The sequence below is a fragment of the bacterium genome (genome assembly GCA_021371935.1).
In the GTDB taxonomy this organism is placed as follows: Bacteria; Armatimonadota; UBA5829; order UBA5829; family UBA5829; genus UBA5829.
Map to the genome: position 1 here is coordinate 442,533 of JAJFVF010000002.1, position 20,858 is coordinate 463,390.

The window sequence follows — 20,858 nt, forward strand, 5'->3', positions numbered from 1 at the left end:
TCTACATATATGGCTAATCACCGCAGATTCTTAATAGACCCCAATCAGATAAATGGCTCCGACGCCGTAATTACAGGCGAGACGGCAAGGCAGATCACAAAAGTCCTGCGCCTGAGAGAGGGCGATATGATCTGTCTGCTCGATGGGCTGGGAAATGAACACAGCGCCCTGATATCCTCTATTACGAAAGAGCAGGTATCCACAAGAATAATCACAACCAACTCCTGCGACCGCGAACCGAGACTGCGCCTCACCCTAGCAATCTGCCTGCCTAAGGGCGACAGGCTGGACTTTATTGTTCAGAAGTGCGCCGAGTTGGGAATATCAAGATATATAATAGTGAACTCGGAGAGGGTCGTGACCAGGCTCGATGAATCCAAAACCGCTGATAGGCTCGCCAGATGGCGCAAAATTGCATCTGAAGCAGTGGAACAGTGCGGTGGCGCTCGAATTCCCGAGCTGACGGGTATAGTCGATTTTGCCGAGTTGCCGGATGAGATAAAGAAATATGACCTCGCGCTGATCGCATGGGAAGAAGAGCAAAGTGTCGGAATCAAGAGCGCGTTGCGGAAAAATGCAGGGGCTGAGTCTGTCATGCTCATTGTGGGCCCTGAAGGCGGGCTTATCGAAAGTGAAGTGGCATCCGCAAAGTCTGCTGGGGCGGTATGCGTGAGCCTGGGTAGACGAGTCCTGCGGACTGAAACGGCGGCGATTGCGGGGTGCGCGGCAATACTCTATGAGCTGGAAGGCGAATTGTAATCGAGTGATGGACACAGGTTCCAACATCCAACCCTGCAGGAATTCGGCTGCAGGTGGGGAAGGAAAAATTAGAGTGCCGAGCGAGCATGGCTCCCGCTGAATCGGCATGACCCAAATTTGCAAAAGTGGAGCCTGTAAAATATGGCGATTATTGAAAAAAACACCTTGGGAATAAAGCAGCTCAGGGTTACAGACAACCTGGAGCAACTCCTGGATGTCCTGCCGCCCCCGGTTCGACAGAGACTGGAAGAACAGGAAGATGTGGAGGACCTGCTTGAAATAGTCATGGACCTGGGACGAGAACCCGAAGCACGGTTTCCATTAAGAGTGATGCAGCTATCCGATATCGCTGTTAAAGCTGAGGATATAGCCTACGTCGTCGAGCGAGTCGGCCAGTTCGGCAAGGACAACCGTGCCGGTATTGAACGAACTCTCCATCGAATATCGGCAATACGTAACAGGCAGGGGCATATAGTCGGTCTGACATGCCGCATTGGGCGTGCAGTCTACGGCACCATTGATATTATCCGCGACGTGGTCGAAGGCGGACGCAGTATACTGATGCTCGGGCGGCCCGGGGTCGGCAAGACAACCAAGCTCAGAGAAGTGGCCAGAATACTGTCGGACGAGTTTAAGAAGCGCGTGGTGATAGTCGATACATCCAATGAGATAGCAGGGGATGGAGATATCCCACACCCCGCCATCGGTCATGCTCGTCGAATGCAGGTTGCGACACCCGACCAGCAGCATGCCGTGATGATCGAGGCAGTTGAAAACCACATGCCGGAAGTGATCGTGATCGATGAGATAGGCACTGAGCAGGAGGCTTTCGCCGCCCGAACCATTGCCGAACGGGGGGTAATGCTGGTTGCGACGGCTCATGGTAACTCCCTTGACAACCTGCTGATGAACCCGACACTCTCGGATTTGGTGGGCGGGATCCAGACCGTTACTCTGTCCGATGAAGAAGCAAAACGCCGCGGGACTCAAAAGACCGTCCTTGAACGCAAGGCTCCGCCCACATTCGACGTCTTGATCGAGATCATGGAGATGGACAAACTGGCGATCCATCACGATGTGGCTGATATTGTTGACAAGATGCTGCGCGGTGCGCCTCCAAGACCTGAGATCAGAGTCCGCAATCCCGAGGGCGAAGTTGAAGTAGTTCAGCCGAGCGACCTGGTGAGCAGGGGTGAGTCTCAAAGGTCCAGACTCGAACACGAGCATGAGGTTGTCGAAACACACCCGATGACCGCGATTGTAAAAGTCTTCCCGTATGGTGTCAGCCGGAACCGCTTGGAAAGGGCAATTAAAGAACTCAAAGTCCCGGCGTATATCATCAAGGAACTCGGCGAGGCCAATGCCGTCGTTACCCTGAAAACGCATGAGCGCAAAGATATAGGTCTGCTGCAGGAAGCAAAACGCCGCGGTGTACCCGTATATGTGATTAAGAGTAACACATATGCGCAGATTGCGGGCGTGATGCGTGATATCTTCCACCTTGGACCATCCAATGAGGAAGAAGGGGCTCTGCGTGAGGTTGAAGAGGCCGTCCAGCGGCTGGTGGAGACAGGTGAGCCTCAAGAGCTTGCACCGCAATCGAGCTTTATCAGGAGGATTCAGCACCAGTTGGTGGAGAAGTATGACCTGACATCAGAGAGCGTCGGGACAGAACCCTACAGAAGAGTAAGAATATTCAAAGGGTAACTCATTACCCAACACCTAACACCCATCATGACAGGTTTTTTTCTCACAATTGAAGGCATAGAAGGCGCAGGTAAAAGCACTCTTGCCCATGAGCTTGCAAAGGCACTGCAAGATAATGAGCGCGAGATCATAGTGACACAGGAACCGGGTGGTTCTGCTCTGGGCAACAAAATCAGGCAGATTTTGCTCGATAGATCGAATGTAATATCCGACCGAGCGGAACTGCTGCTCTTTGAAGCGGCAAGGGCGCAGCATGTGGAAGAGACCATTCTTCCGGCGCTGCGGCGCGGGGCAATAGTGATCTGTGACCGTTTTGCCGATTCATCAACTGCTTACCAGGGATACGCCAGAGGAATCGACAAAGATACGGTCAGAGCGCTAAATGATTTCGCCGCGGCGGGTCTTGTGCCCGACCTGACGATACTTCTCGATCTTCCCGCATCGGAAGGGCTTGCGCGTCAGCAAAAGATAGACAGAGTATCATCAGAAAAGCTGGAATTCCATGAAGCCGTAAGGCGCGGCTTTCTTGAACTGGCAGATACTGAGGGCGACAGATTTATTGTTTTCGATGCCACGAAAAGTATTGATGAAATCGTTGAGCAGGCTCTTATTATGGTGATGGGTGTCTGGCGATGAGTGTTAGGCAAGGAAATGTTTGCCATTCTGCACAAAAAATTGCGGATGAGATAATCTCTGCCCTTCGCGCTGTAACGTCGGTTGAAGCAGTTGCGCTGTTTGGGTCACTTGCGGAAGGGCGCACTGATATGTGGTCGGATGTAGACATGTGGGTGGCATGCCGCGATGTGGAAACGACTCAATGGACTGCAGCAGCAGCGATTCACGAGGCAAAACTGGTGCTTTATTATAGGCCGTTCACTCTGGTAAGGCAGCCATCAGGCCGATACTGGTTTGTGGACGAATCGCCTTTTCAAAAACTTGATATCAGCTTCCATTCGAGGGAGGATTACGCAGCGTTACATCAAAAAGCAGGCGAGCGTGGTGATAGGTCACTTGAACTCTACCATGCACAAAACGCTGGAATGCCTGACGTAGCCCATGTAAAAATGTGTCCACTGGCAATCAGTGGCATGGAACAAGAGGTCGGCAATTACATTTATCAGTCGCTGCGGTCTCTGAAGCATTGTTTTAGAGGCATAGAGGATGACAGAGGATTTGACGGCTTGAATGCTGCAGCACAAAAACTGTCTCGGGATACTGTAATGGCAGGCGGCAGGATCGGGGAGCTGGTGCATAAGGTTGCCGAAATGGTCCGCAACTGCATATGCCTAACACCCGATATACATCACCCAACTGGAGGTGTCTATGAAGCTATTGATCTCAATCATCCATGAAAGGGACAAACAGAGAGTAAGCGACGCACTTTTGCAGGCGGGTCACAAGTTTACAATAGTCGCCTCGACCGGCGGGTTCCTGCGCGACGGCAACACGACCCTGCTGCTCGGCACTGACGAAGAAAATATAGACGATATAATTGAGACCATTCAAGGTTGCTGTTCGTCCAGGGACGAATATGTCAACCAGCCTCTTCCCGATGCGCTGGGGGCAACAGGAGTTATGATGAACCCGGTGAAGGTGAAAGTGGGAGGGGCGATTATATTCGTGGTGGATGTGGAGAAGTTCGTACGTGTCTGATTGCACAGGTTTCAACAAGATAATTGGGCAGGAGCTTGCCAAAAAAGTGCTCGTCAGGGCATCGCGTGAGCAAAACCCCACTCACGCCTATCTCTTCCTCGGATTAAGAAGCACAGGAAAGACAACACTCGCACGCGAGTTCGGCAAATCTCTGGACTGCCTGGACCCACGCGAAGGACATGCATGCGGCGAGTGTGCAATCTGTCATGCAGTCGAGCATGGCAACTTTCCTGATATCAGAGTGTGGTCACCAGAGGGTCAGAACACTAAGATAGACCAAATGCGCGAGATGCGTGAGATGGCCAAATTCGCACCGACGCGGGGTAAGTGGAAGATCAATATCATCGAGCAGGGAGATACTCTCAATGAAGAGTCGGCAAACTGCATATTGAAACTTCTCGAAGAGCCGCCGGATTATCTTATCAACATACTCCTGTTTAGAAATGCGGCTAATGCCCTGCCTACTATTCGTTCGCGATGTCAGCTTATAAGGTTTACCCAAGTCGATGCAAACGAACTGTGCGATAGGCTGATCGAGGACTTTGATGCAGGCGAAGAAGAGGCCAAGTTCCTGGCAGTATACTCACAAGGTTGCCCCGGAAGGGCGATCGAGCTTATCGGCAATGAGTCTTTTTTTGAGAAGCGCAACAGGATCATTCGACTGGCACATGACGTCTGCTCGGGCAGCCCATGGCTAGCTCTCAAACTGGCAGGCATTCTACGGTCCTCGGACGATGATAAGAGCGCAAGAGAAAATGTGATCGAGTCTCTGGATATGCTGCTGGTGTGGTATCGAGACCTGTTGGCAGTCAAATCGCAGGGCAATGGTGCTGCGCTGGTGAATTTGGACAAAGTGGATGAGATAAAGTCCCAGTGCACACACTATCCGCACGCCGGCCTACTGGCAAATGCAGTCGACTCGATACTTTATACAAAACGGGCGATACTCGGCAATGCCAGTGCTCCCATTGCGACTGAAGCGTTGATGATGCGTTTGGCAGCCTCTTGACAAGCGCACATATGTTCGATAGAATGCAGCATCATTAACTCAAGGAGACAGACATGGAGAATATTATTGGCGCGTGTGGACTCAGTTGCAGTGAGTGTGATGCATATAAAGCAACTCAGGCAAATGATCATGAGGCAATCGCAAAGGTTGCTGCTGATTGGAGCAAGCAGTTTGGGGCAGATATACAGATGGAAAGTATCCTATGCGACGGATGCATGACTGATGGCAATCGCAAGTGCGGACATTGTGCTGAGTGTGAGATCAGGGCATGTGTGGTGAGCAGGGGTCTTGCCAATTGTGCTTACTGTGATGACTTTGGCTGCGAGAAACTGACTAACTTCTTCCAGATGGCTTCGTGTGCTGAGAAAAGTCTAAACGAAATACGGGCAGGATTGGGAAAGTAGACTTTACTAAAAGCACAAGGTGGCAAGGATAGGTAAAGCCTATACTGACATCTATCGCTTGTAATCTTGTTTTATACAAGGAGTGTATATGGACAGCGTCCTTGCAAATAAGCTTAAGCTGAAATACTCACCTGTGGCAATGATACTTGCAAATACCAAGCCCGCAGATGCGATGCAGTTCAAAAAGGGAACCTGGGGATGTGTGATGGCGATGTTCTCGGCTGCAGCTAAGGGCAAGACTGCCGTATTTGACTATCAGACTACCACATGCGGCGGTGGGCGTATAGGACTGGGCTTTTGCGAGGAATTTGAAGGGCCGCCGGGTGGAATCGAGTATTTTCTATCAACAGGCAGAGGTGAGGGATTTCCAGAGGGTGAGGGATATAAAAAGACACCCAGGCTTGCCAAAGCATTTGTTGACTGCCTTCCAAGGCAAACAATTCCGTTCGACTACGTGATATTCAAGCCGCTGGATTCAATCGATACTGAAGTTGAGACACCGGTTCTGGTGAGCTTTCTGGTAAATCCGGATCAGTTGTCTGCGCTTGTTGTGCTTGCAAACTATGACAGAGCGACAAATGACAACGTCAAAATCGACTTCGGCGCTGGATGCCACAGCATATTCCTGCTTCCTTACGCCGAAGTGGGAAAAGCCAATCCTAAAGCGGTTGTTGGTGCAATTGATATAACCGCTCGGCCATATGTTGATCCAGATACTCTCACATTCACCCTGCCATGGCAGATGTTCATTGAAATGGAAGCCGATGTGCCGGACAGTTTTCTTGAGAAAAAGGATTGGAAGAAGGTGCGTAAAAGGATAAGGTGATAACGAACCTAATCTCCAGCCATCTAACTTTTAGAAAGGCAGTCGTATTGCCTTGGGATTTCTTGCTAAGGGGGTCATAATCGGCTTTTCTATTGCCGCCCCCGTAGGGCCGATTGGAATATTGTGCATTCGCAGAACCCTTGCATATGGTCGCGCATCGGGTTTTGTCTCAGGGCTGGGTGCAGCCAGCGCTGATGCTATGTATGCGGCTGTTGCGGGCTTCGGTCTGACTGCAGTATCACATTTTCTCATCAGCAATAACTTATGGCTACGCCTGCTTGGTGGAGCTTTTATGTTCTACCTTGGCATCAAAATGATTCTGGCCAAGCCGGAACTTGCCAGTGCGGATCACAAGCATGAAGGGCTCATTGAAGCGTATTTGTCCACGGTGGTCCTCACCCTTGCAAACCCGATGACAATAGTCTCATACACAGCCGTATTCGCAGGATTGGGAATCGGGGCGGTCGGCCATGGTATAGCATCGGCAGCAGAGATAGTATCTGGAACACTTGTGGGATCAAGCCTGTGGTGGCTGACACTGAGCATTGGGGTTGGCTTCATCAGCAACAGCCTGGATAGCCATAAGCTAAAGTGGATCAACCGCGGGGCGGGTATGATTATCCTGGCTTTCGCAGTGCTGATTATGGCAGATGTCAAGTTTGCTTGACAGCGCAGCCAAGGCCAGGAGGTATATATCCTTAGTATAGAGAAGTCTAAATTAACACAGCAGGGTTGTGCGATTCAAGTGATAATCCATATCAAAACAACCTAAGCATGCCCCAATCAGTATGTTTTAGTTCTTAATTTATGCGATATTCGATCATCTTCGTAATAGTCTTGGTGCTGGTATCCGGTTTCATCGCCTATTTCGGTGACCTGCTTGGCCGGAAGATGGGCAAGAAACGCCTGAGCGTTTTCCGGCTCCGTCCGCGTTACACGGCGATTGTTGTAACCACCATCACAGGCATGGTCATATCTGCACTGGTGCTGGCTACGCTGCTTGCAGGCGATAAGAGCTTTAGAGAGGCTTTCACTCAGTGGGAGACCGTGACTTCTCAAAACAAGCGCCTTGCGATCGAGAGTAAGAATTTTGAAGTGCGTAACAAAGCTCTCCAGGTGCGCAGTATTCAACTTGAAAAAGAAGCTGACAGGCTCCAGAAAGAGGCCGATAAGGCGCGCAAAACCGCAGTTGAAGCTAAAAAAGCCAGAAATGCAGCAGTTGAGGTTGTCTCAAGACTTAAGAAAGAGATTATTGAGCGCAAGCAGGAGCTTGATGCCCTGCGAAAGAAGAGCAATGCCACCCAAAGTGAGCTGGCAGCGAAAGCAAAACAGCTCAATGAAGTCCAAAAGCATCTGCAAATCGCCAGAAATAACCTCAAGGCTAAACAGACCGAGCTTACAAGCGTCCAGGCTCGCCTGGCAGCCATAGGCGCCCAACTCATTCAGACCAGGGTACAGCTGGCAGAGGCTGAAGAGACACTCAAACAGCAGGAGCTCGAGATTGACCAGCAGCGAAGCACACTTTCGGAGCAGAAAAAACTCCTCGTTGAACTAGGCAAGCGTTATTTAAACTTCCAGCAGGAAACGATGGAACTCAGAAACTCTGAGCTGAAATTCCGACAAGGTGATGAACTCGGGCGAGGTGTAATCTCACCGCGCCAGTCGACTCTCGGAATAAAGGGAGATTTGCTATCACTGCTCGAAAACTTAAGCCAAAAAGCTGAAAAAGCGGGCGCAAAGGTCGGCGACAATGAAAGAGCAATCCAACTGATATTCCTGCTTGATGCTCAAAGCTACATTGGCGAGCGGGAGTGCATAGATATGGCTGCGAGCACAATTGCAAGCGGCAGGCTTCAGAATGCGGACGCGCTCGTTCAAATTGTCTGTGCAAGAAACACTGTCGAGGGCGAACAAGTTCCTGTGGAGCTTCATCTATATCTCAACAATCTCGTTTATCCAAAAGGTAAGTTTATTACCCGCTCAAAGATTGATGGGCGTCAGTCCGAAGGTCGAATACTGCTGTCTGTGATCTCTTTCCTGCAGACAGATGTCAGCCGTTCTGCTCTCAGAGCTGGCATTATCCCCATATCAAACCCCGACCCGCGCATAACTGCCGGAGTCGACCCGGGCACTCAAGTCGAGGGATTGATGGCTGTGGTCGATAAGATCAAGGCAGAAAACACCACTGTCAAACTCGATGTATATGCCACGGATGATATCTACGCCGCAGACCCCATAAACATGAACAATATCCGCTTCAACGTGACCAGGGCCGACTAACCCGAATTATGCTCGTTGAGGATAATTCGGGTCCGGACGCGCATCATTCACATTTCTCGTGAATAATGCGCGCGAAAGATTGTTGTAACCCTCTGCCGTCTCTGCTATAATTGCGGCGGAGGAAGTATGAACCCGCAAGTTTTTGACGAACAAGACAGACAAAGAGCCCTCAGCCGCGCGTCCGCAACTTTGAAAAGCGAAGCTGAAGCGATTCTCAAGCTCTGTGACCGGCTGGATACAGCATTTGCCGAAGCAGTTGAGATGATCCTCAAATGCCGGGGCAGGCTGGTAGTCACCGGTATGGGCAAGTCAGGCGCTATAGGCCGCAAGCTCGCCGGAACATTCTCGAGCACAGGCACTCCATCTCTTTTTCTTCACCCAGCCGAGGGAATTCACGGCGATTTGGGCATGGTGACAAGTGACGATGTGGTGCTGGCTCTCTCTAATAGTGGAGAATCCGAAGAGATAGTAAATATTTTGCCTGCAATAGCCCGCATAGGGGCAAAAATGATCGCGATGGTCGGTAGAGATGGCTCGACCCTGGGGACATATGCCAACCTGGTGCTTGATACATGTGTGGAGTGCGAAGCGTGCCCGCTGGGTCTGGCTCCTACCACCAGCACTGCCGTCCAACTGGCTTTGGGTGACGCCCTTGCCCTGGCTGTAATGGAGGCAAGGCACTTTACCAAAGAGGATTATGCGCTCTTCCACCCCGGCGGCGCACTCGGCAGAAAACTGCTATTGAGAGTGAGCGATGTTATGCGCACGGACAAGGCGGTGGCGATCGTTAAGCGCGAAACAATCCTTCGGGACACTCTTTTTGCAATCACAAAAGCCGGTGCCGGCGCAGCGCTTGTGGTGGACGCAGAAGGAAAGCTGGCCGGGATTATCACCGATGGAGATGTGCGCCGCGCGATCCTGGCTGATGAAGCCGCACTCAACAAACAGGCTGCAGAGGTGATGAGTGTCGGCCCCAGGACGATTTCGCCAGACAAGCTGGCGACTGAAGGCCTTCACCTTATGGAAGCTCCTCCCAGACAGATTGGTGAAATGCCGGTGGTGGTGGATGAAAAACCCGTGGGTGTGCTGATGCTAAAAGACCTGGTTGCGGCTGGGATCGTATGATGGATGAACGTCTGAAACGCATCAAGCTGCTTGCAATGGATGTGGACGGCACTCTAACTGACGGCGCCATGATATTTCATGGCGGCGAACAGATAAAGTCTTTCAGCGTATATGACGGTCTGGGCATCAGGCTGGCCATGAACTATGGTCTGAGGATCGCCTGGATCACGGGCAATGTCACCGAGTCTGTGGCACGCCGCGCCCATATGCTCGGCGTTGAGGATGTCTATCAAGGTGTGCGATATAAATCCAGAGCAATCGACGAGATTGCAAAGCTCTATTCTCTCAACCGCAATGAAATAGCATATATAGGCGATGACCTCAATGACCTGCCCGCATTCGAGCGCGCGGGTTTCTCTATTGCCGTCCCGAATGCCGCCGAAGAGGTTAAAGCGCGTGCAGATATGACCACCAGGCTTGCAGGCGGTAAGGGTGCAGTCCGCGAAGCTATCGAGACGATCCTCAAAGCAGGCGGCAGATGGGATGATGCTGTGCGCAGCTTCCTCGATGAGCTGGCTCTTGAGGAAGATATCAAGAAGGGCCCGGAGGCTGTCGCCTGATGGCGCGCATCACCATTTTCCATACCTCCGATATGCACAATAAGCTCACTGCCAAGCTGGCGGCACGTCTGCATGACCTTAAGTCGGAAGTTTCAGACAGTATCATGCTCGACTCAGGAGATGCGATATGGGCGGGCAACATATACTGGCGGCCCGGTGGGGAGCCTGCACTGGAATTGATGAACTCCGTGCCTTATGATGCCATATCCATGGGCAACCGTGAGTTTCATTTCATGGCGATAGGCGTCGATTCAAAGACTTCAAAAGCCGATTTTCATGTCATGAGCGCAAACATCCGCTCATCCAAAGCCGACCACACGCTCAAAATACCATCTCACATCATTCTTGAGCGCGCAGGAGTGCGCATAGCAGTAATTGGGCTGAGCGTTCCGTGCATTACAGAGAAGATGCTTGTAAAAAAAGTGTCGGACTATTATTTTGTGCCGCCCATCGAGGCAGCAGCAGAAATTGTCACCAAGCTGCGCAAAGACGCGGATGTGGTGGTTGCTCTGACTCACATCGGGATCAAGGCCGACCGTGAGCTGGCTGAAAGCGTGTCCGGGATCGATATTATTCTTGGCGGGCACGCCCATGTCCTGGCCGAGGAGCAGGTTGGCGGGACATGGATATTTCATCATGGCTTCTATGCCAACTATGTCGGCAGAGTTGAAATTGATATCGATTCTGGTCATATAACCGATGTTTCCAACGAACTGATGCCTCTGGCGAAAGCGTAGGAGAGACGTGGAGACATTACTTGCCATAATTTTTCTGTTTCTTCTGGTTTTTGCTGCAACGGGTGCAGGCAGAGTGGCATGCAGCCTGTGGTCACGAAAGTCAGACCCGGCAGGCGAGAGGTTTATTGTCGATACGGCTCTGGGTCTGGGAGTGTTGTCACTGGTTTTTTTTGTCATATCAGCAGCTCAACTGCTCAAAACACCCCTACTAGTAGTAGTTTTCTTCGTTTTCACTTGTATTGGCATCTTCTCAATCATCAACAAACACTATGGCGCTCTATCTGAATTTCGTGCTTTCGTAATTTCGTGTTTTCGTGATAAAAAACTCTCCGGCATAGTGTCGGCAATTCTTCTCGCCATCATAGCAATTGCAGTGCTCATTCCGGCTTTAGCGCCGCCGTCTATGTCCGACTGGGACTCTCTGGCGTATCACCTGTCCGTGCCCAAGCTCTTTTTGAATCACGGTGGAATGTATTATATCAGCTTCATGTCTCACTCCAATTTCCCCATGCTGATGGAGACCATCTATACTCTTCCGCTGCAGTTCGATAACCCTGCCGCGGCGAAGATGGTTACATACCTGACGGCTGTGCTGCTCGTTGCATCGGTTATGCTGCTGACCAGGAAGCACTTTAGCTCCAAAGCAGCACCGCTTGCGGCAATAGCATTTGCCGGGATGCCCATAGTTATGTGGCTGGCCACGACCGCATATATAGACATCGCTATGGCTCTATACACTGTTTTGGCAGTCCATCTGCTGCTTAACTATCTGGATCAGCCCGAGAGGCACTATATTATTGGCAGTGCTGTTGCCGCGGGATTTGCTGCATCGACAAAAATGACCGGTCTGGTCATTATTCCACTGATCTTGGCGTGGCTGCTCATCGACCGGTTCTGCTCGCAAGGTCGGAAAATCGAGTGGAAAAACGGTCTTGCATTTGTCGTGGCGGCACTGATTGTATGCTCGCCATGGTATATTAAGTCTGTAATCTACACAGGCAGCCCGGTCTATCCGTTCTTCTATTCTGTATTTGGGGGCAGGAATTGGACAGCCGAGCTTGCACACAATTATTCGACCCAGCAATCTCTATTCGGTATGGGTCATGGCTTGGCGGCTTTCCTGATGCTGCCGTATAACCTTGCTTTCCATTCAGAGAAATTTTATGACACTGCCGGACTTTTTGTGGGACCAATATTTCTTGTCGGGCTGCCGGTTTTGCTGCTCGCCAAGTACCGCAGCCGAAAGCTCGTCGGTCTGACGCTCTTTTTTCTGGCTTTTTTGATCACCTGGTTCGCACTGACCCAACAAAGTCGATATCTTGTGCCGGGTTTCGCTGTTCTGGCCGTACTTATTGCAGCGCTTGCATATAGCGATGGTCGTTTTCACATATCGTATTACGCTCTGTGGAGTGTATTTTTATTGACGGCTGTCTTCGGGATATTGACACTCTGTTCAGCTATAACAAACACAGCGCCGGTTGTCTTTTGCCGCGAAAGCCGGGATGAATATCTTTCCAGAACGCTCGACATCTACCCCGCCGATCAATGGATCAACGAAAATCTGCCGGCCGACGCGAAGATAGCGCTCTTTGGCGATACCCGCGGTTTTTACCTCGACAGAGCGTATGTCTGGGCTGACCCTGGTCACAATGCAGAGTTTACTCGATACTTTGCATCGCCGAAAAAACTGGTCAGATATCTTAAGAGCCGTGGAGTGACCCATGTCTTGATAAACTACAGCTTTTACCCTCAATGGGGCAAGGGCACGCAGGCTGTATATGGCGCAATCGACAAGGGATTATTAGAACAAATTTATCCGAATGGAGACGGTTTGGACAATGCCGTCGTATATGTAATTAGATGAAACTCAGTGTCATCATACCAGCCTATAATGAAATGACCACGATTGAAGAGGTCCTAAGGCGGGTCCGCGCGGTAGATATCGAAAAGGAGATAATCGTCGCCGATGACTGCTCAACGGACGGCACGCGTGAGTTCGTGCATACGCAGCCGGACGTAATCCTTGTCGAAAACCCGGCCAATCTGGGTAAGGGCGCGTCCATTCGAGCGGCGCTTGAGCATGTCAGCGGAGATATTGTCCTGATTCAGGATGCCGACATGGAATATGACCCGGATGATTATCCAAAACTGATACAGCCTATACTAGACGGCAAGGCCGACCTGGTTTATGGGTCACGATTCTTGCAAGGTAAGCCAAAGATGCGGCTTGCCAACTATTATGCCAACAAGCTCTTTGCTTTTATGGCAACAATCCTCTATGGCATCAAAGTCACCGACGAAGCCACGTGTTACAAAGCATTCCGCACGGATGTCATAAAAAGCTTCAATCTTCACTGCAACCGGTTCGAGTTTTGCCCGGAGGTCACCGCGCGCCTCCTGAAGCGCCGCCATAGATATACCGAAGTCCCGGTCTGGTATAAGGCGCGCAGCCATGCTCAGGGCAAAAAAATTACCTGGCGTGACGGCCTCGAATGCATATGGACCCTTCTCAAGTATAGATTTACTGGATAACGCGCATAAAGTCGAGTCGGCGTATGGCCAATAATGGTATTAGTCCTGCGTCTCGCGAGTTTATGGAGGCTTTTGTTTTGAGACAAGGCGAAGTCATGCAGCTGGAGATACCCAGTTCTCCCGAATACGTCACGATCGTCCGCCATGCCGTAGAAGGTGTCGCCCGGCGGATGCATTTTGACGCCGACCAAATCGAGGATCTCAAATTGGCCGTTGGTGAAGCATGCACCAACGCAGTCAAATACGGCTGCCCCACAGATGACAATCCCAACGTAGAAGTAAAGTGCGTGATGCTGCCGGACTGTCTCAAAGTAGAAATAAGAAACAACTGCAAAGGACCGGGCTGTCCTGTATTTCCAAACCGCGTCGACCCAAGCAGAGAAGGCGGACGTGGCCTCTATCTGATGCGCCAGCTTATGGATGAAGTGAACCTCAAGTGGGAGCATGGAATCGCCGTAGTTACGATGCTTAAGCGTATCAGCCCCGTGATGATATAACCTGCCTTAGTGCAGTCTTTGCCCCTGCGTCCATGTTATAATTTACCTGTTATGCAAAGTTATGATGTTATTGTCATCGGGGCGGGGCATGCTGGCTGTGAGGCTGCATTGGCTTCAGCTAGAATGGGTCTGGATACACTCCTTGTCACTATCAATATAGAGACCATCGGCCACATGCCATGCAACTGCAGCGTAGGCGGACCTGCCAAAGGGCATCTTGTACGTGAGATAGATGCTCTGGGCGGCGAGCAGGCTTTGGCAACCGACGCCACATATACTCACATCCGTTTGCTCAACACGGGCAAAGGTCCTGCCGTACATGCCCTGCGTGCACAGGTTGATAAGCGGCTATATCAAGACCATATGCGCTTGACCGCTCTGCGCCAGCCCAGGCTTGATGTAAAGCAGGCTATGGTCGAAGAGATCGTAACGGAAGGAACAGGTAACAGGCAGCATGTAATAGGCATACGAACTCAGACGGCCATAGAGTATGGCGCCAAGTGTGTGATCGTTACGACTGGAACCTTTCTCAAGGGTCTGATACATATCGGCGAGACTCAATTTTCGGCCGGCAGAGCGGGTGAGTTTGCATCGAATAAACTCTCCGATAGCCTGCGCTCCCTCGGATTTGAACTCGGCAGACTCAAAACAGGCACCACTGCCCGGATCGATAAAAAGAGCATCGACCTTACCAAGTGCGAAAGGCAGGACTCCGAACCCGACGCCGGACCATTCTCGTTCATGTCGGGTCATATCGAGCGGGAGGGTCTGCTTCCGTGTTATCTTACATATACCACAAGTCAAACCAAGGATATAATCCTGCGCAACCTCAAGCGCTCTGCTATGTACGGCGGGAGAATCCATGGCGTCGGACCCAGATACTGCCCCTCGATTGAGGATAAATTGGTCAAGTTCCCGGACAAGGAGAGGCATCAGGTCTTCCTGGAACAGGAGGGCTGGAATACCGATGAGATTTACGTCCAGGGTATGTCTACAAGCCTGCCTGAAGAAATTCAACTTGAGTTTTTGAAGAGCATCCCCGGCCTTGAAGATGTAAAAATGCTGCGGCCGGGTTATGCCATAGAATATGATTTCGCTCCACCGACTCAGCTCAAGCCCTCGCTTGAGACAAAGCTGGTAGATGGTCTCTTCTTTGCGGGTCAGATAAATGGGACATCGGGTTACGAAGAGGCGGCTGCCCAGGGTCTTATGGCGGCTATAAACGCATCGCGCAAGATCAAGGGCGAGGAGCCAATTATAATAAGACGCGATCAGGGTTATATAGGGGTAATGATAGACGACCTGGTGACCAAGGGGGTCAATGATCCATACAGGCTCTTAACAAGCCGCGCTGAGTATAGGCTTTTGCTCAGGCAAGACAATGCAGATACACGGCTCACCCCGATAGGTCGAGAAGCCGGGTTGGTCGACGATGAGCGGTGGTCCCGTTTTACAGAAAAGACCAGGCTAATTGAAAAAGAACGCACAAGGCTTTCTGAGACTTATATAAAGCCGTCGGATAAAGCTGTGCTGGATGCATTGGGTCTGGACCTGACGGACCGCGCTTGTTCGCTGGAAGAAATACTGCGCAGACCTGAGATATGCTACTCGGATATCGCAAAGGCAGTCAAAAATGGCGATGTTCCACCCGATGTGGCCGAACAAGTGGAGCTTGCAATCAAATACAGCGGATATATCGAGCGTCAGGAAATGCAAGTGGCACAGGCACATAAAATGGAAAGAAAATCCATACCCGAGGGCATCGAATATGACCATATGAAATCGATTTCCCGCGAAGCGAGAGAAAAGCTGACTCGAATCAGGCCAACAACACTGGGGCAGGCATCTCGCATACCGGGGGTGACACCCGCAGATGTTGCGATGATTGCAGTTTTTTTGGAACAAGTGGGCAGGCGAGATCGTCAATAAACTGGTAAATTTAATAGGGAAAACTTAATAGCGGCGCCGGATAGCAGGATTTAGAATTTCGGCCGGACATTGGACAAGTCGCATACAAATGAATTGTATGCGACTTGTCCCACAATAAGCCTTCTATCGCGGCGCATGCACTCATGATTCTGGTAGACATCCAGATCGCCGATGCCGAAGAGTTCTTTCGAGCCTTCCTGCTCAATATAATCCTCGTCATTTTCCTTACAAATGATAACGATTGGGCTGCAGTCGGACATCAGTTCGCTTATCTGTGCCTTGTTGCTGATATCGATTGGTTTCTCGTCCAGGTAATAGAACAGCCCGGGTCTCCACAGGTTAAATGCCGCCACTTTTACTCCGTCCAAAGCAGCGATCCGTTCAGCTATGAGTTTTGTGCTCTTCTGTCTGGAGACTATGGGCATGGCACAGTATATCAGCACCAGCGTAAAGACAAGCATTCCACCTGTTGTGATCCAAACAGTATTGGCTACCTTTATCCGGCGGGTCATTGAGCCGATCAGCGAAATTGCGAATGCACCCACAAGGCTTATTCCAATAACGGATGCAGGCATTATGGCAGCAGGGAAGCGCTTAACTGCAAATATAACCAAAGCAGCAGCCAACAGCAGGGATATAGCTAGTCCTGTTCGTATGCCAATCGAGATTGATTTGGCGGAACTCTTCTCACCCTTGGTCGCTTTCGCGAACAATATACCTACCAATATCGCTGCCGCAGGAAACGCGGGGTATGTGTAGGTGAAATTTTGAGTCTTTGAGGCTGAGAAAAATACCATCACCACGGCAAACCATGTGACCAAGAGCTTTGCGCCATTATTTGCCCGCCAGTATTTTTTGACTGCCTGCGGTAAAAATACACTCCAAGGCAGGAAAAATGCCAGCATTATAGGCACATTTCGCAGATATGAATACCAATACCCGGTCTGGCTCTTGTGCAGAGGCGCTGCAAATCTGGCTAGATTGTTGGTTATTATGAACCCATCCACAAATGCTCTGCCATGCATCATGCACATCGCGATGTACCAAGGCAGCCCCATAACCAGCGCAGTAATGGTTCCAATGGCTGCATCAGCCATTCTTAGTTTACGAAGAGATTTTGTCCACCAGAGATGAATGAAAAATGTCACAGTAAGTAGAAGCGGGACCACGGGACCCTTCGTAAGCATTCCAAAACCTGTCGCGCATCCGCATATCGCGATCCACACGAAACGCTTGCGTCCGGTCGTATCCAGCCAGAGTCTGTATGCATAGAGAGCAATTACCAAGAAGAAGACCATTATTGCATCGGTCGCCGCGGCATGCGACATTATTATCTGCATCATGGTTGTGGCTATGACCAGGGACGCAAACACCCCCGTGCGTCTGCCGAAATCATATGAAGCAAGCAGGAATACAATCAGCACAATGCCGACAGCGCAGAGCGCTGACGGCAACCGCAGTGCAAATTCAGAGAGCCCGAACGTTTTGACTGAAACGGAGGCCAGCCAATAGTACATCGGCGGTTTATCGAACCAGAGCTTACCGGCGTAGTGCGGGGTCAGCCAGTCGCCGCTCCTGACCATTTCTTTTACGAACTGGCCATATATGGGCTCGTCAGGGTCCAGCAGTGGGTTCGCTCCCAGCCCCGCAAAATAAAGCACGTAAAAGCCCATTATGACCAACAAAATTATGAAATGGATTCTGAACCGGTGCATAACTTGGATTGTTCCTTGCAGCGACAAGTGTGTATAATGGGGTATACCCAAGACATCGTTTCCTAACCGAATTATCGCATAGATTTTTATACTTGGTCAATAAAATATGTGAGTGGAGCGCTTATCTACTCTCTGCCAGATATTCTTCGTAGGTTATGTTATATGACATTTATAAACATAGACGATCTTCAAAGTGGAGCGCTTGAACTGGGAATAGAGTTGTCCGCAAGTCAACTGGATCAGTTCGACAGTTTCGCCTCGTTCTTCGTTGAGACAAATAAGCATTTTAACCTGACGCGCATCACAAACCCGCATGAGATTGTCACATCCCACTTTCTGGACTCGCTGACATGCCTTGCTGCTCTCAACCCGAAGCATGGTGCTAATGTAATTGACGTAGGGTCAGGTGCAGGCTTTCCAGGCATCCCGATAAAAATAGCCAGGCCGGATTTGCATGTCAGTTTGCTCGACTCGACATTTAAAAAAGTAAAGTTCATATCTCAGGCAGTCGCTCTACTCGAATTGTCTGAAGTAGTGCCAATTCATGGGAGAGCAGAGGATATCTGTCGGGACAAAGATTTCAGAGAGAAATTCGACATTGCCTATGCCCGCGCTCTTTCCGAGCTTACGATCTTGGCCGAACTCTGCCTGCCACTCGTGAAAACAGGCGGGCATGTGGTGGCTCAAAAGAGCAAGTTGATCGATGAGGAGATAAGCCATGCCCGCCCGATAATAGGTCAGCTTGGCGGACATGTGCATAAGGTTGCGAAAGTAAAAATCCCGCTAACAGATATAATTCGCCGTCTGGTTATTATCTCAAAGGTCAAACCCACCCCCGAGGCATTTCCACGCTCATACTCACGTATCGTCAAAACTAAACCAGCCTAGCTCGGAATATGCGCCTCCCGCATAATCCGGGTCTCCGAGAGCATTATTCACATTCCTCGTGAATAATGCGGGCTAAGCAATTTACGGTCAGTAAATTGCACGATTGTATGTGGTTTTACTGTTGTGAAAAACTATAGTGATATGCAAGTGACCAACCGTGATTTACTTAGCGTCTGCGCGTTTTGCGTTTTTCGTATGTTGGGTAACGACATCTGTGACAGAGACGTATATAAAACAACCATGTCATTAGTGAGGAAAGCATAATGCGCAATTTACGGTTCATTGTCTTAATTGCAACGGTCTTTACTATCACGCTTGCCTTACGTGCGATTGCACTTCAGACAGGTGAAAAAGCCCCTGGCTTCAAGCTCAACGACCAGTTCGGCAAGACCTGGGATCTATCCAGCCTATCCGGCAAGGTTGTGGTCGTAGTTGTGGCAAACAGAGACTCAGGCAGAGCTATGGGACCATGGGTCGATAACCTAAAAAAGAAATACGGTGATAAAATCCAGCTCCTCGGCTTGATGGATTTACATACTATCCCAGGCATAGGCCGGGGGATCGCAAAATCGAGGATCAGAAAAGAGACCAAAGACCCACTGATGCTGGATTTCAACGGCTCGACAGCAAAAGCCTATGACGTAAGTGGCAAAATCCCAGTTGTGGTGGTAATTGATCAAAACTCAGTGGTGAAGGCTGTTCAGAAGAATGAATATAGTACAGACAGGTTCAAGAGCATCTCCAATGCTGTCGATGCGGCTCTCAAGTAAGAAGTCTATGTGATCTCCGTTTGATTTCAAAATGATGCAGTACATTCCATTCCATCCAGGCTGCCTGACATGTTATAATTGGAGGGTTTGGAAATTATTGACCCACAACGAACTATCGAGGTGAACCATGTTTAGTGCATCTATTGAGGAAATCATAGCACGAGAAATACTCGACTCACGCGGCAATCCGACCGTTGAAGTCGAAGTCTGGCTTGATGATGGCACAATGGGACGTGCAGCCGTGCCAAGCGGAGCATCCACCGGTGCTCACGAAGCACTCGAGATGAGAGACGGCGACAAGACCCGCTTCTTGGGCAAGGGCGTTATGAACGCAGTGCGCAATGTCAATGAGTTAATCGCCCCTGAACTCATCAATTACCCGGTGACCGAGCAGGCCGCTATCGACCAGACCATGCTCGACTTGGACGGAACTGAGAATAAGTCAAAGCTCGGCGCAAATGCGATCTTGGGTGTAAGCCTTGCCTGCGCAAAGGCCGCAGCAGAGTCACAGGGACTGCCGCTGTATCGCTATCTGGGCGGAGTCAATGCCAAGGATCTGCCAGTGCCGATGATGAACATCCTGAACGGCGGTAAGCACGCTGACAACACTGTTGACATTCAGGAGTTTATGGTCATGCCGGTCGGGGCATGCTGCTGGGCTGATGCCTTAAGAATGTGCGCCGAGGTCTATCATAATCTGGCAAAGGTATTGAAGAGTAAGGGTCTGTCGACCGCAATCGGCGATGAGGGCGGTTTTGCTCCCAATCTCAAGAACTCTGAAGAGACCATTGAAGTTATTCTTGAAGCAATCGAGAAGGCCGGTTATAAGCCGGGCGAGCAATTCATGATTGCCCTGGACCCGGCCGCGACTGAGATGTATCACGATGGTGTTTACAACTTCGAGGGTGAGGGCGTCAAACGCACTTCTGCCGAGATGGTCGACTACTGGGAATCACTGGTCAACAAATATCCGATTATTTCCATCGAAGACGGTATGGCTGAAGATGACTGGGACGGCTGGGTCGCACTTACCAAGCGCGTAGGCGACAAGGTCCAGATAGTCGGCGACGACCTCTATGTGACCAACGTCGAGCGCCTAAAGAAAGGCATTGAGCTTGGAGCATCCAACTCGATCCTTATCAAAGTGAACCAGATCGGTTCGCTCACTGAGACTCTCGACACTATCGAGCTTGCCAAGAAGAACAATATGACCGCAGTTGTCAGCCATAGATCGGGCGAGACTGAGGATACTTTTATCGCTGACCTGGTGGTTGCCACAAATGCCGGTCAAATCAAGACAGGCGCTCCTGCTCGCAGCGAGCGCGTTGCGAAATACAATCAACTTATCAGAGTCGAAGAGGATCTCTCAGACGTCGCCCGCTACCCTGGGATAAAGGCGTTTTATAACGTGAAGAAGTAGTGTAGGAAACAGGAAATAGGAAATAGGAAATAGAGCCGGAGTGCTAA

21 protein-coding genes are annotated in these 20,858 nt (G+C 50.5%); 20 read left to right on the top strand and 1 reads right to left on the bottom strand.

Annotated features, from left to right (window positions below; all coding sequences use genetic code 11):
- Positions 1–9 precede the first annotated feature (9 nt).
- The 17 genes from LLG46_02050 to mnmG all read left to right on the top strand — a co-directional run bounded on the left by LLG46_02050 (position 10) and on the right by mnmG (position 16,018).
- Complete coding sequence (locus LLG46_02050) at positions 10–759, top strand: 16S rRNA (uracil(1498)-N(3))-methyltransferase (GenBank protein ID MCE5322078.1); 750 nt, start codon at positions 10–12, stop codon at positions 757–759.
- Positions 760–900: 141 nt separating this feature from the next.
- Complete coding sequence (locus LLG46_02055; protein ID MCE5322079.1) at positions 901–2,466, top strand: AAA family ATPase; 1,566 nt, start codon at positions 901–903, stop codon at positions 2,464–2,466.
- A 27-nt stretch (positions 2,467–2,493) separates the two neighbouring features.
- On the top strand, positions 2,494–3,102 hold the full coding sequence (gene tmk / locus LLG46_02060; protein MCE5322080.1) for a dTMP kinase: 609 nt from the start codon (positions 2,494–2,496) through the stop codon (positions 3,100–3,102).
- Positions 3,099–3,818 (top strand): nucleotidyltransferase domain-containing protein, encoded by a 720-nt coding sequence (locus tag LLG46_02065; protein ID MCE5322081.1) that lies wholly within the window; start codon positions 3,099–3,101, stop codon positions 3,816–3,818. The genes tmk and LLG46_02065 overlap by 4 nt, the downstream gene beginning before the upstream one ends.
- The gene (locus tag LLG46_02070; GenBank protein ID MCE5322082.1) at positions 3,790–4,119 is read left to right on the top strand and encodes a cyclic-di-AMP receptor; all 330 of its coding nucleotides are present in this window, start codon (positions 3,790–3,792) and stop codon (positions 4,117–4,119) included. Before LLG46_02065 ends, LLG46_02070 begins: the two co-directional genes overlap by 29 nt.
- A complete protein-coding gene (locus LLG46_02075; protein MCE5322083.1) occupies positions 4,112–5,128 on the top strand; it encodes a DNA polymerase III subunit delta' in 1,017 nt (338 codons plus the stop codon). Before LLG46_02070 ends, LLG46_02075 begins: the two co-directional genes overlap by 8 nt.
- A gap of 53 nt (positions 5,129–5,181) precedes the next feature.
- Entirely contained in the window at positions 5,182–5,532 is a 351-nt protein-coding gene (locus tag LLG46_02080) for a DUF3795 domain-containing protein (GenBank protein ID MCE5322084.1), read from the top strand.
- 88 nt (positions 5,533–5,620) lie between these two features.
- Positions 5,621–6,358 (top strand): DUF169 domain-containing protein, encoded by a 738-nt coding sequence (locus LLG46_02085; GenBank protein ID MCE5322085.1) that lies wholly within the window; start codon positions 5,621–5,623, stop codon positions 6,356–6,358.
- 46 nt (positions 6,359–6,404) lie between these two features.
- A complete protein-coding gene (locus LLG46_02090; GenBank protein ID MCE5322086.1) occupies positions 6,405–7,025 on the top strand; it encodes a LysE family translocator in 621 nt (206 codons plus the stop codon).
- 140 nt (positions 7,026–7,165) lie between these two features.
- A complete protein-coding gene (locus tag LLG46_02095; protein ID MCE5322087.1) occupies positions 7,166–8,638 on the top strand; it encodes a DUF3084 domain-containing protein in 1,473 nt (490 codons plus the stop codon).
- Positions 8,639–8,764: 126 nt separating this feature from the next.
- On the top strand, positions 8,765–9,763 hold the full coding sequence (locus LLG46_02100) for a KpsF/GutQ family sugar-phosphate isomerase (GenBank protein ID MCE5322088.1): 999 nt from the start codon (positions 8,765–8,767) through the stop codon (positions 9,761–9,763).
- Positions 9,760–10,323 (top strand): HAD hydrolase family protein, encoded by a 564-nt coding sequence (locus tag LLG46_02105; GenBank protein ID MCE5322089.1) that lies wholly within the window; start codon positions 9,760–9,762, stop codon positions 10,321–10,323. The genes LLG46_02100 and LLG46_02105 overlap by 4 nt, the downstream gene beginning before the upstream one ends.
- Positions 10,323–11,060 (top strand): metallophosphatase, encoded by a 738-nt coding sequence (locus LLG46_02110; GenBank protein MCE5322090.1) that lies wholly within the window; start codon positions 10,323–10,325, stop codon positions 11,058–11,060. The genes LLG46_02105 and LLG46_02110 overlap by 1 nt, the downstream gene beginning before the upstream one ends.
- A gap of 7 nt (positions 11,061–11,067) precedes the next feature.
- Positions 11,068–12,924 carry a glycosyltransferase family 39 protein gene (locus tag LLG46_02115; GenBank protein MCE5322091.1) on the top strand — a complete coding sequence of 619 codons (1,857 nt, stop codon included), beginning with the start codon at positions 11,068–11,070 and terminating at the stop codon, positions 12,922–12,924.
- Positions 12,921–13,592: a glycosyltransferase family 2 protein gene (locus LLG46_02120; GenBank protein MCE5322092.1), complete on the top strand. Its 672-nt coding sequence runs from the start codon at positions 12,921–12,923 to the stop codon at positions 13,590–13,592. The genes LLG46_02115 and LLG46_02120 overlap by 4 nt, the downstream gene beginning before the upstream one ends.
- A 77-nt stretch (positions 13,593–13,669) precedes the next feature.
- Positions 13,670–14,089 (top strand): ATP-binding protein, encoded by a 420-nt coding sequence (locus LLG46_02125; GenBank protein ID MCE5322093.1) that lies wholly within the window; start codon positions 13,670–13,672, stop codon positions 14,087–14,089.
- A 51-nt stretch (positions 14,090–14,140) separates the two neighbouring features.
- Positions 14,141–16,018 (top strand): tRNA uridine-5-carboxymethylaminomethyl(34) synthesis enzyme MnmG, encoded by a 1,878-nt coding sequence (gene mnmG, locus LLG46_02130; GenBank protein MCE5322094.1) that lies wholly within the window; start codon positions 14,141–14,143, stop codon positions 16,016–16,018.
- A gap of 50 nt (positions 16,019–16,068) precedes the next feature.
- Here mnmG and LLG46_02135 read toward each other — a convergent pair whose 3' ends face one another.
- Positions 16,069–17,733: a glycosyltransferase family 39 protein gene (locus LLG46_02135; protein ID MCE5322095.1), complete on the bottom strand. Its 1,665-nt coding sequence runs from the start codon at positions 17,731–17,733 to the stop codon at positions 16,069–16,071.
- Between the two features lie 162 nt (positions 17,734–17,895).
- Between LLG46_02135 and rsmG the strand changes: the two genes are divergently transcribed.
- The 3 genes from rsmG (at position 17,896) to eno (ending at position 20,811) form a co-directional block, all read left to right on the top strand.
- On the top strand, positions 17,896–18,621 hold the full coding sequence (gene rsmG, locus LLG46_02140; protein ID MCE5322096.1) for a 16S rRNA (guanine(527)-N(7))-methyltransferase RsmG: 726 nt from the start codon (positions 17,896–17,898) through the stop codon (positions 18,619–18,621).
- Positions 18,622–18,884: 263 nt separating this feature from the next.
- Complete coding sequence (locus tag LLG46_02145; GenBank protein MCE5322097.1) at positions 18,885–19,391, top strand: redoxin domain-containing protein; 507 nt, start codon at positions 18,885–18,887, stop codon at positions 19,389–19,391.
- Between the two features lie 127 nt (positions 19,392–19,518).
- Entirely contained in the window at positions 19,519–20,811 is a 1,293-nt protein-coding gene (gene eno, locus LLG46_02150) for a phosphopyruvate hydratase (GenBank protein MCE5322098.1), read from the top strand.
- Positions 20,812–20,858 lie beyond the last annotated feature (47 nt).

What these genes read in the sequence shown, in the direction of transcription:
- LLG46_02050 (MCE5322078.1), top strand. Translation starts at nt 10, where the DNA reads ATGGCTAATCACCGCAGATTCTTAATAGACCCCAATCAGATAAATGGC.
- LLG46_02055 (MCE5322079.1), top strand. Translation starts at nt 901, where the DNA reads ATGGCGATTATTGAAAAAAACACCTTGGGAATAAAGCAGCTCAGGGTT.
- tmk (MCE5322080.1), top strand. Translation starts at nt 2,494, where the DNA reads ATGACAGGTTTTTTTCTCACAATTGAAGGCATAGAAGGCGCAGGTAAA.
- LLG46_02065 (MCE5322081.1), top strand. Translation starts at nt 3,099, where the DNA reads ATGAGTGTTAGGCAAGGAAATGTTTGCCATTCTGCACAAAAAATTGCG.
- LLG46_02070 (MCE5322082.1), top strand. Translation starts at nt 3,790, where the DNA reads ATGAAGCTATTGATCTCAATCATCCATGAAAGGGACAAACAGAGAGTA.
- LLG46_02080 (MCE5322084.1), top strand. Translation starts at nt 5,182, where the DNA reads ATGGAGAATATTATTGGCGCGTGTGGACTCAGTTGCAGTGAGTGTGAT.
- LLG46_02085 (MCE5322085.1), top strand. Translation starts at nt 5,621, where the DNA reads ATGGACAGCGTCCTTGCAAATAAGCTTAAGCTGAAATACTCACCTGTG.
- LLG46_02095 (MCE5322087.1), top strand. Translation starts at nt 7,166, where the DNA reads ATGCGATATTCGATCATCTTCGTAATAGTCTTGGTGCTGGTATCCGGT.
- LLG46_02100 (MCE5322088.1), top strand. Translation starts at nt 8,765, where the DNA reads ATGAACCCGCAAGTTTTTGACGAACAAGACAGACAAAGAGCCCTCAGC.
- LLG46_02105 (MCE5322089.1), top strand. Translation starts at nt 9,760, where the DNA reads ATGATGGATGAACGTCTGAAACGCATCAAGCTGCTTGCAATGGATGTG.
- LLG46_02110 (MCE5322090.1), top strand. Translation starts at nt 10,323, where the DNA reads ATGGCGCGCATCACCATTTTCCATACCTCCGATATGCACAATAAGCTC.
- LLG46_02120 (MCE5322092.1), top strand. Translation starts at nt 12,921, where the DNA reads ATGAAACTCAGTGTCATCATACCAGCCTATAATGAAATGACCACGATT.
- mnmG (MCE5322094.1), top strand. Translation starts at nt 14,141, where the DNA reads ATGCAAAGTTATGATGTTATTGTCATCGGGGCGGGGCATGCTGGCTGT.
- LLG46_02135 (MCE5322095.1), bottom strand. Translation starts at nt 17,733, where the DNA reads ATGCACCGGTTCAGAATCCATTTCATAATTTTGTTGGTCATAATGGGC.
- rsmG (MCE5322096.1), top strand. Translation starts at nt 17,896, where the DNA reads ATGACATTTATAAACATAGACGATCTTCAAAGTGGAGCGCTTGAACTG.
- LLG46_02145 (MCE5322097.1), top strand. Translation starts at nt 18,885, where the DNA reads ATGCGCAATTTACGGTTCATTGTCTTAATTGCAACGGTCTTTACTATC.
- eno (MCE5322098.1), top strand. Translation starts at nt 19,519, where the DNA reads ATGTTTAGTGCATCTATTGAGGAAATCATAGCACGAGAAATACTCGAC.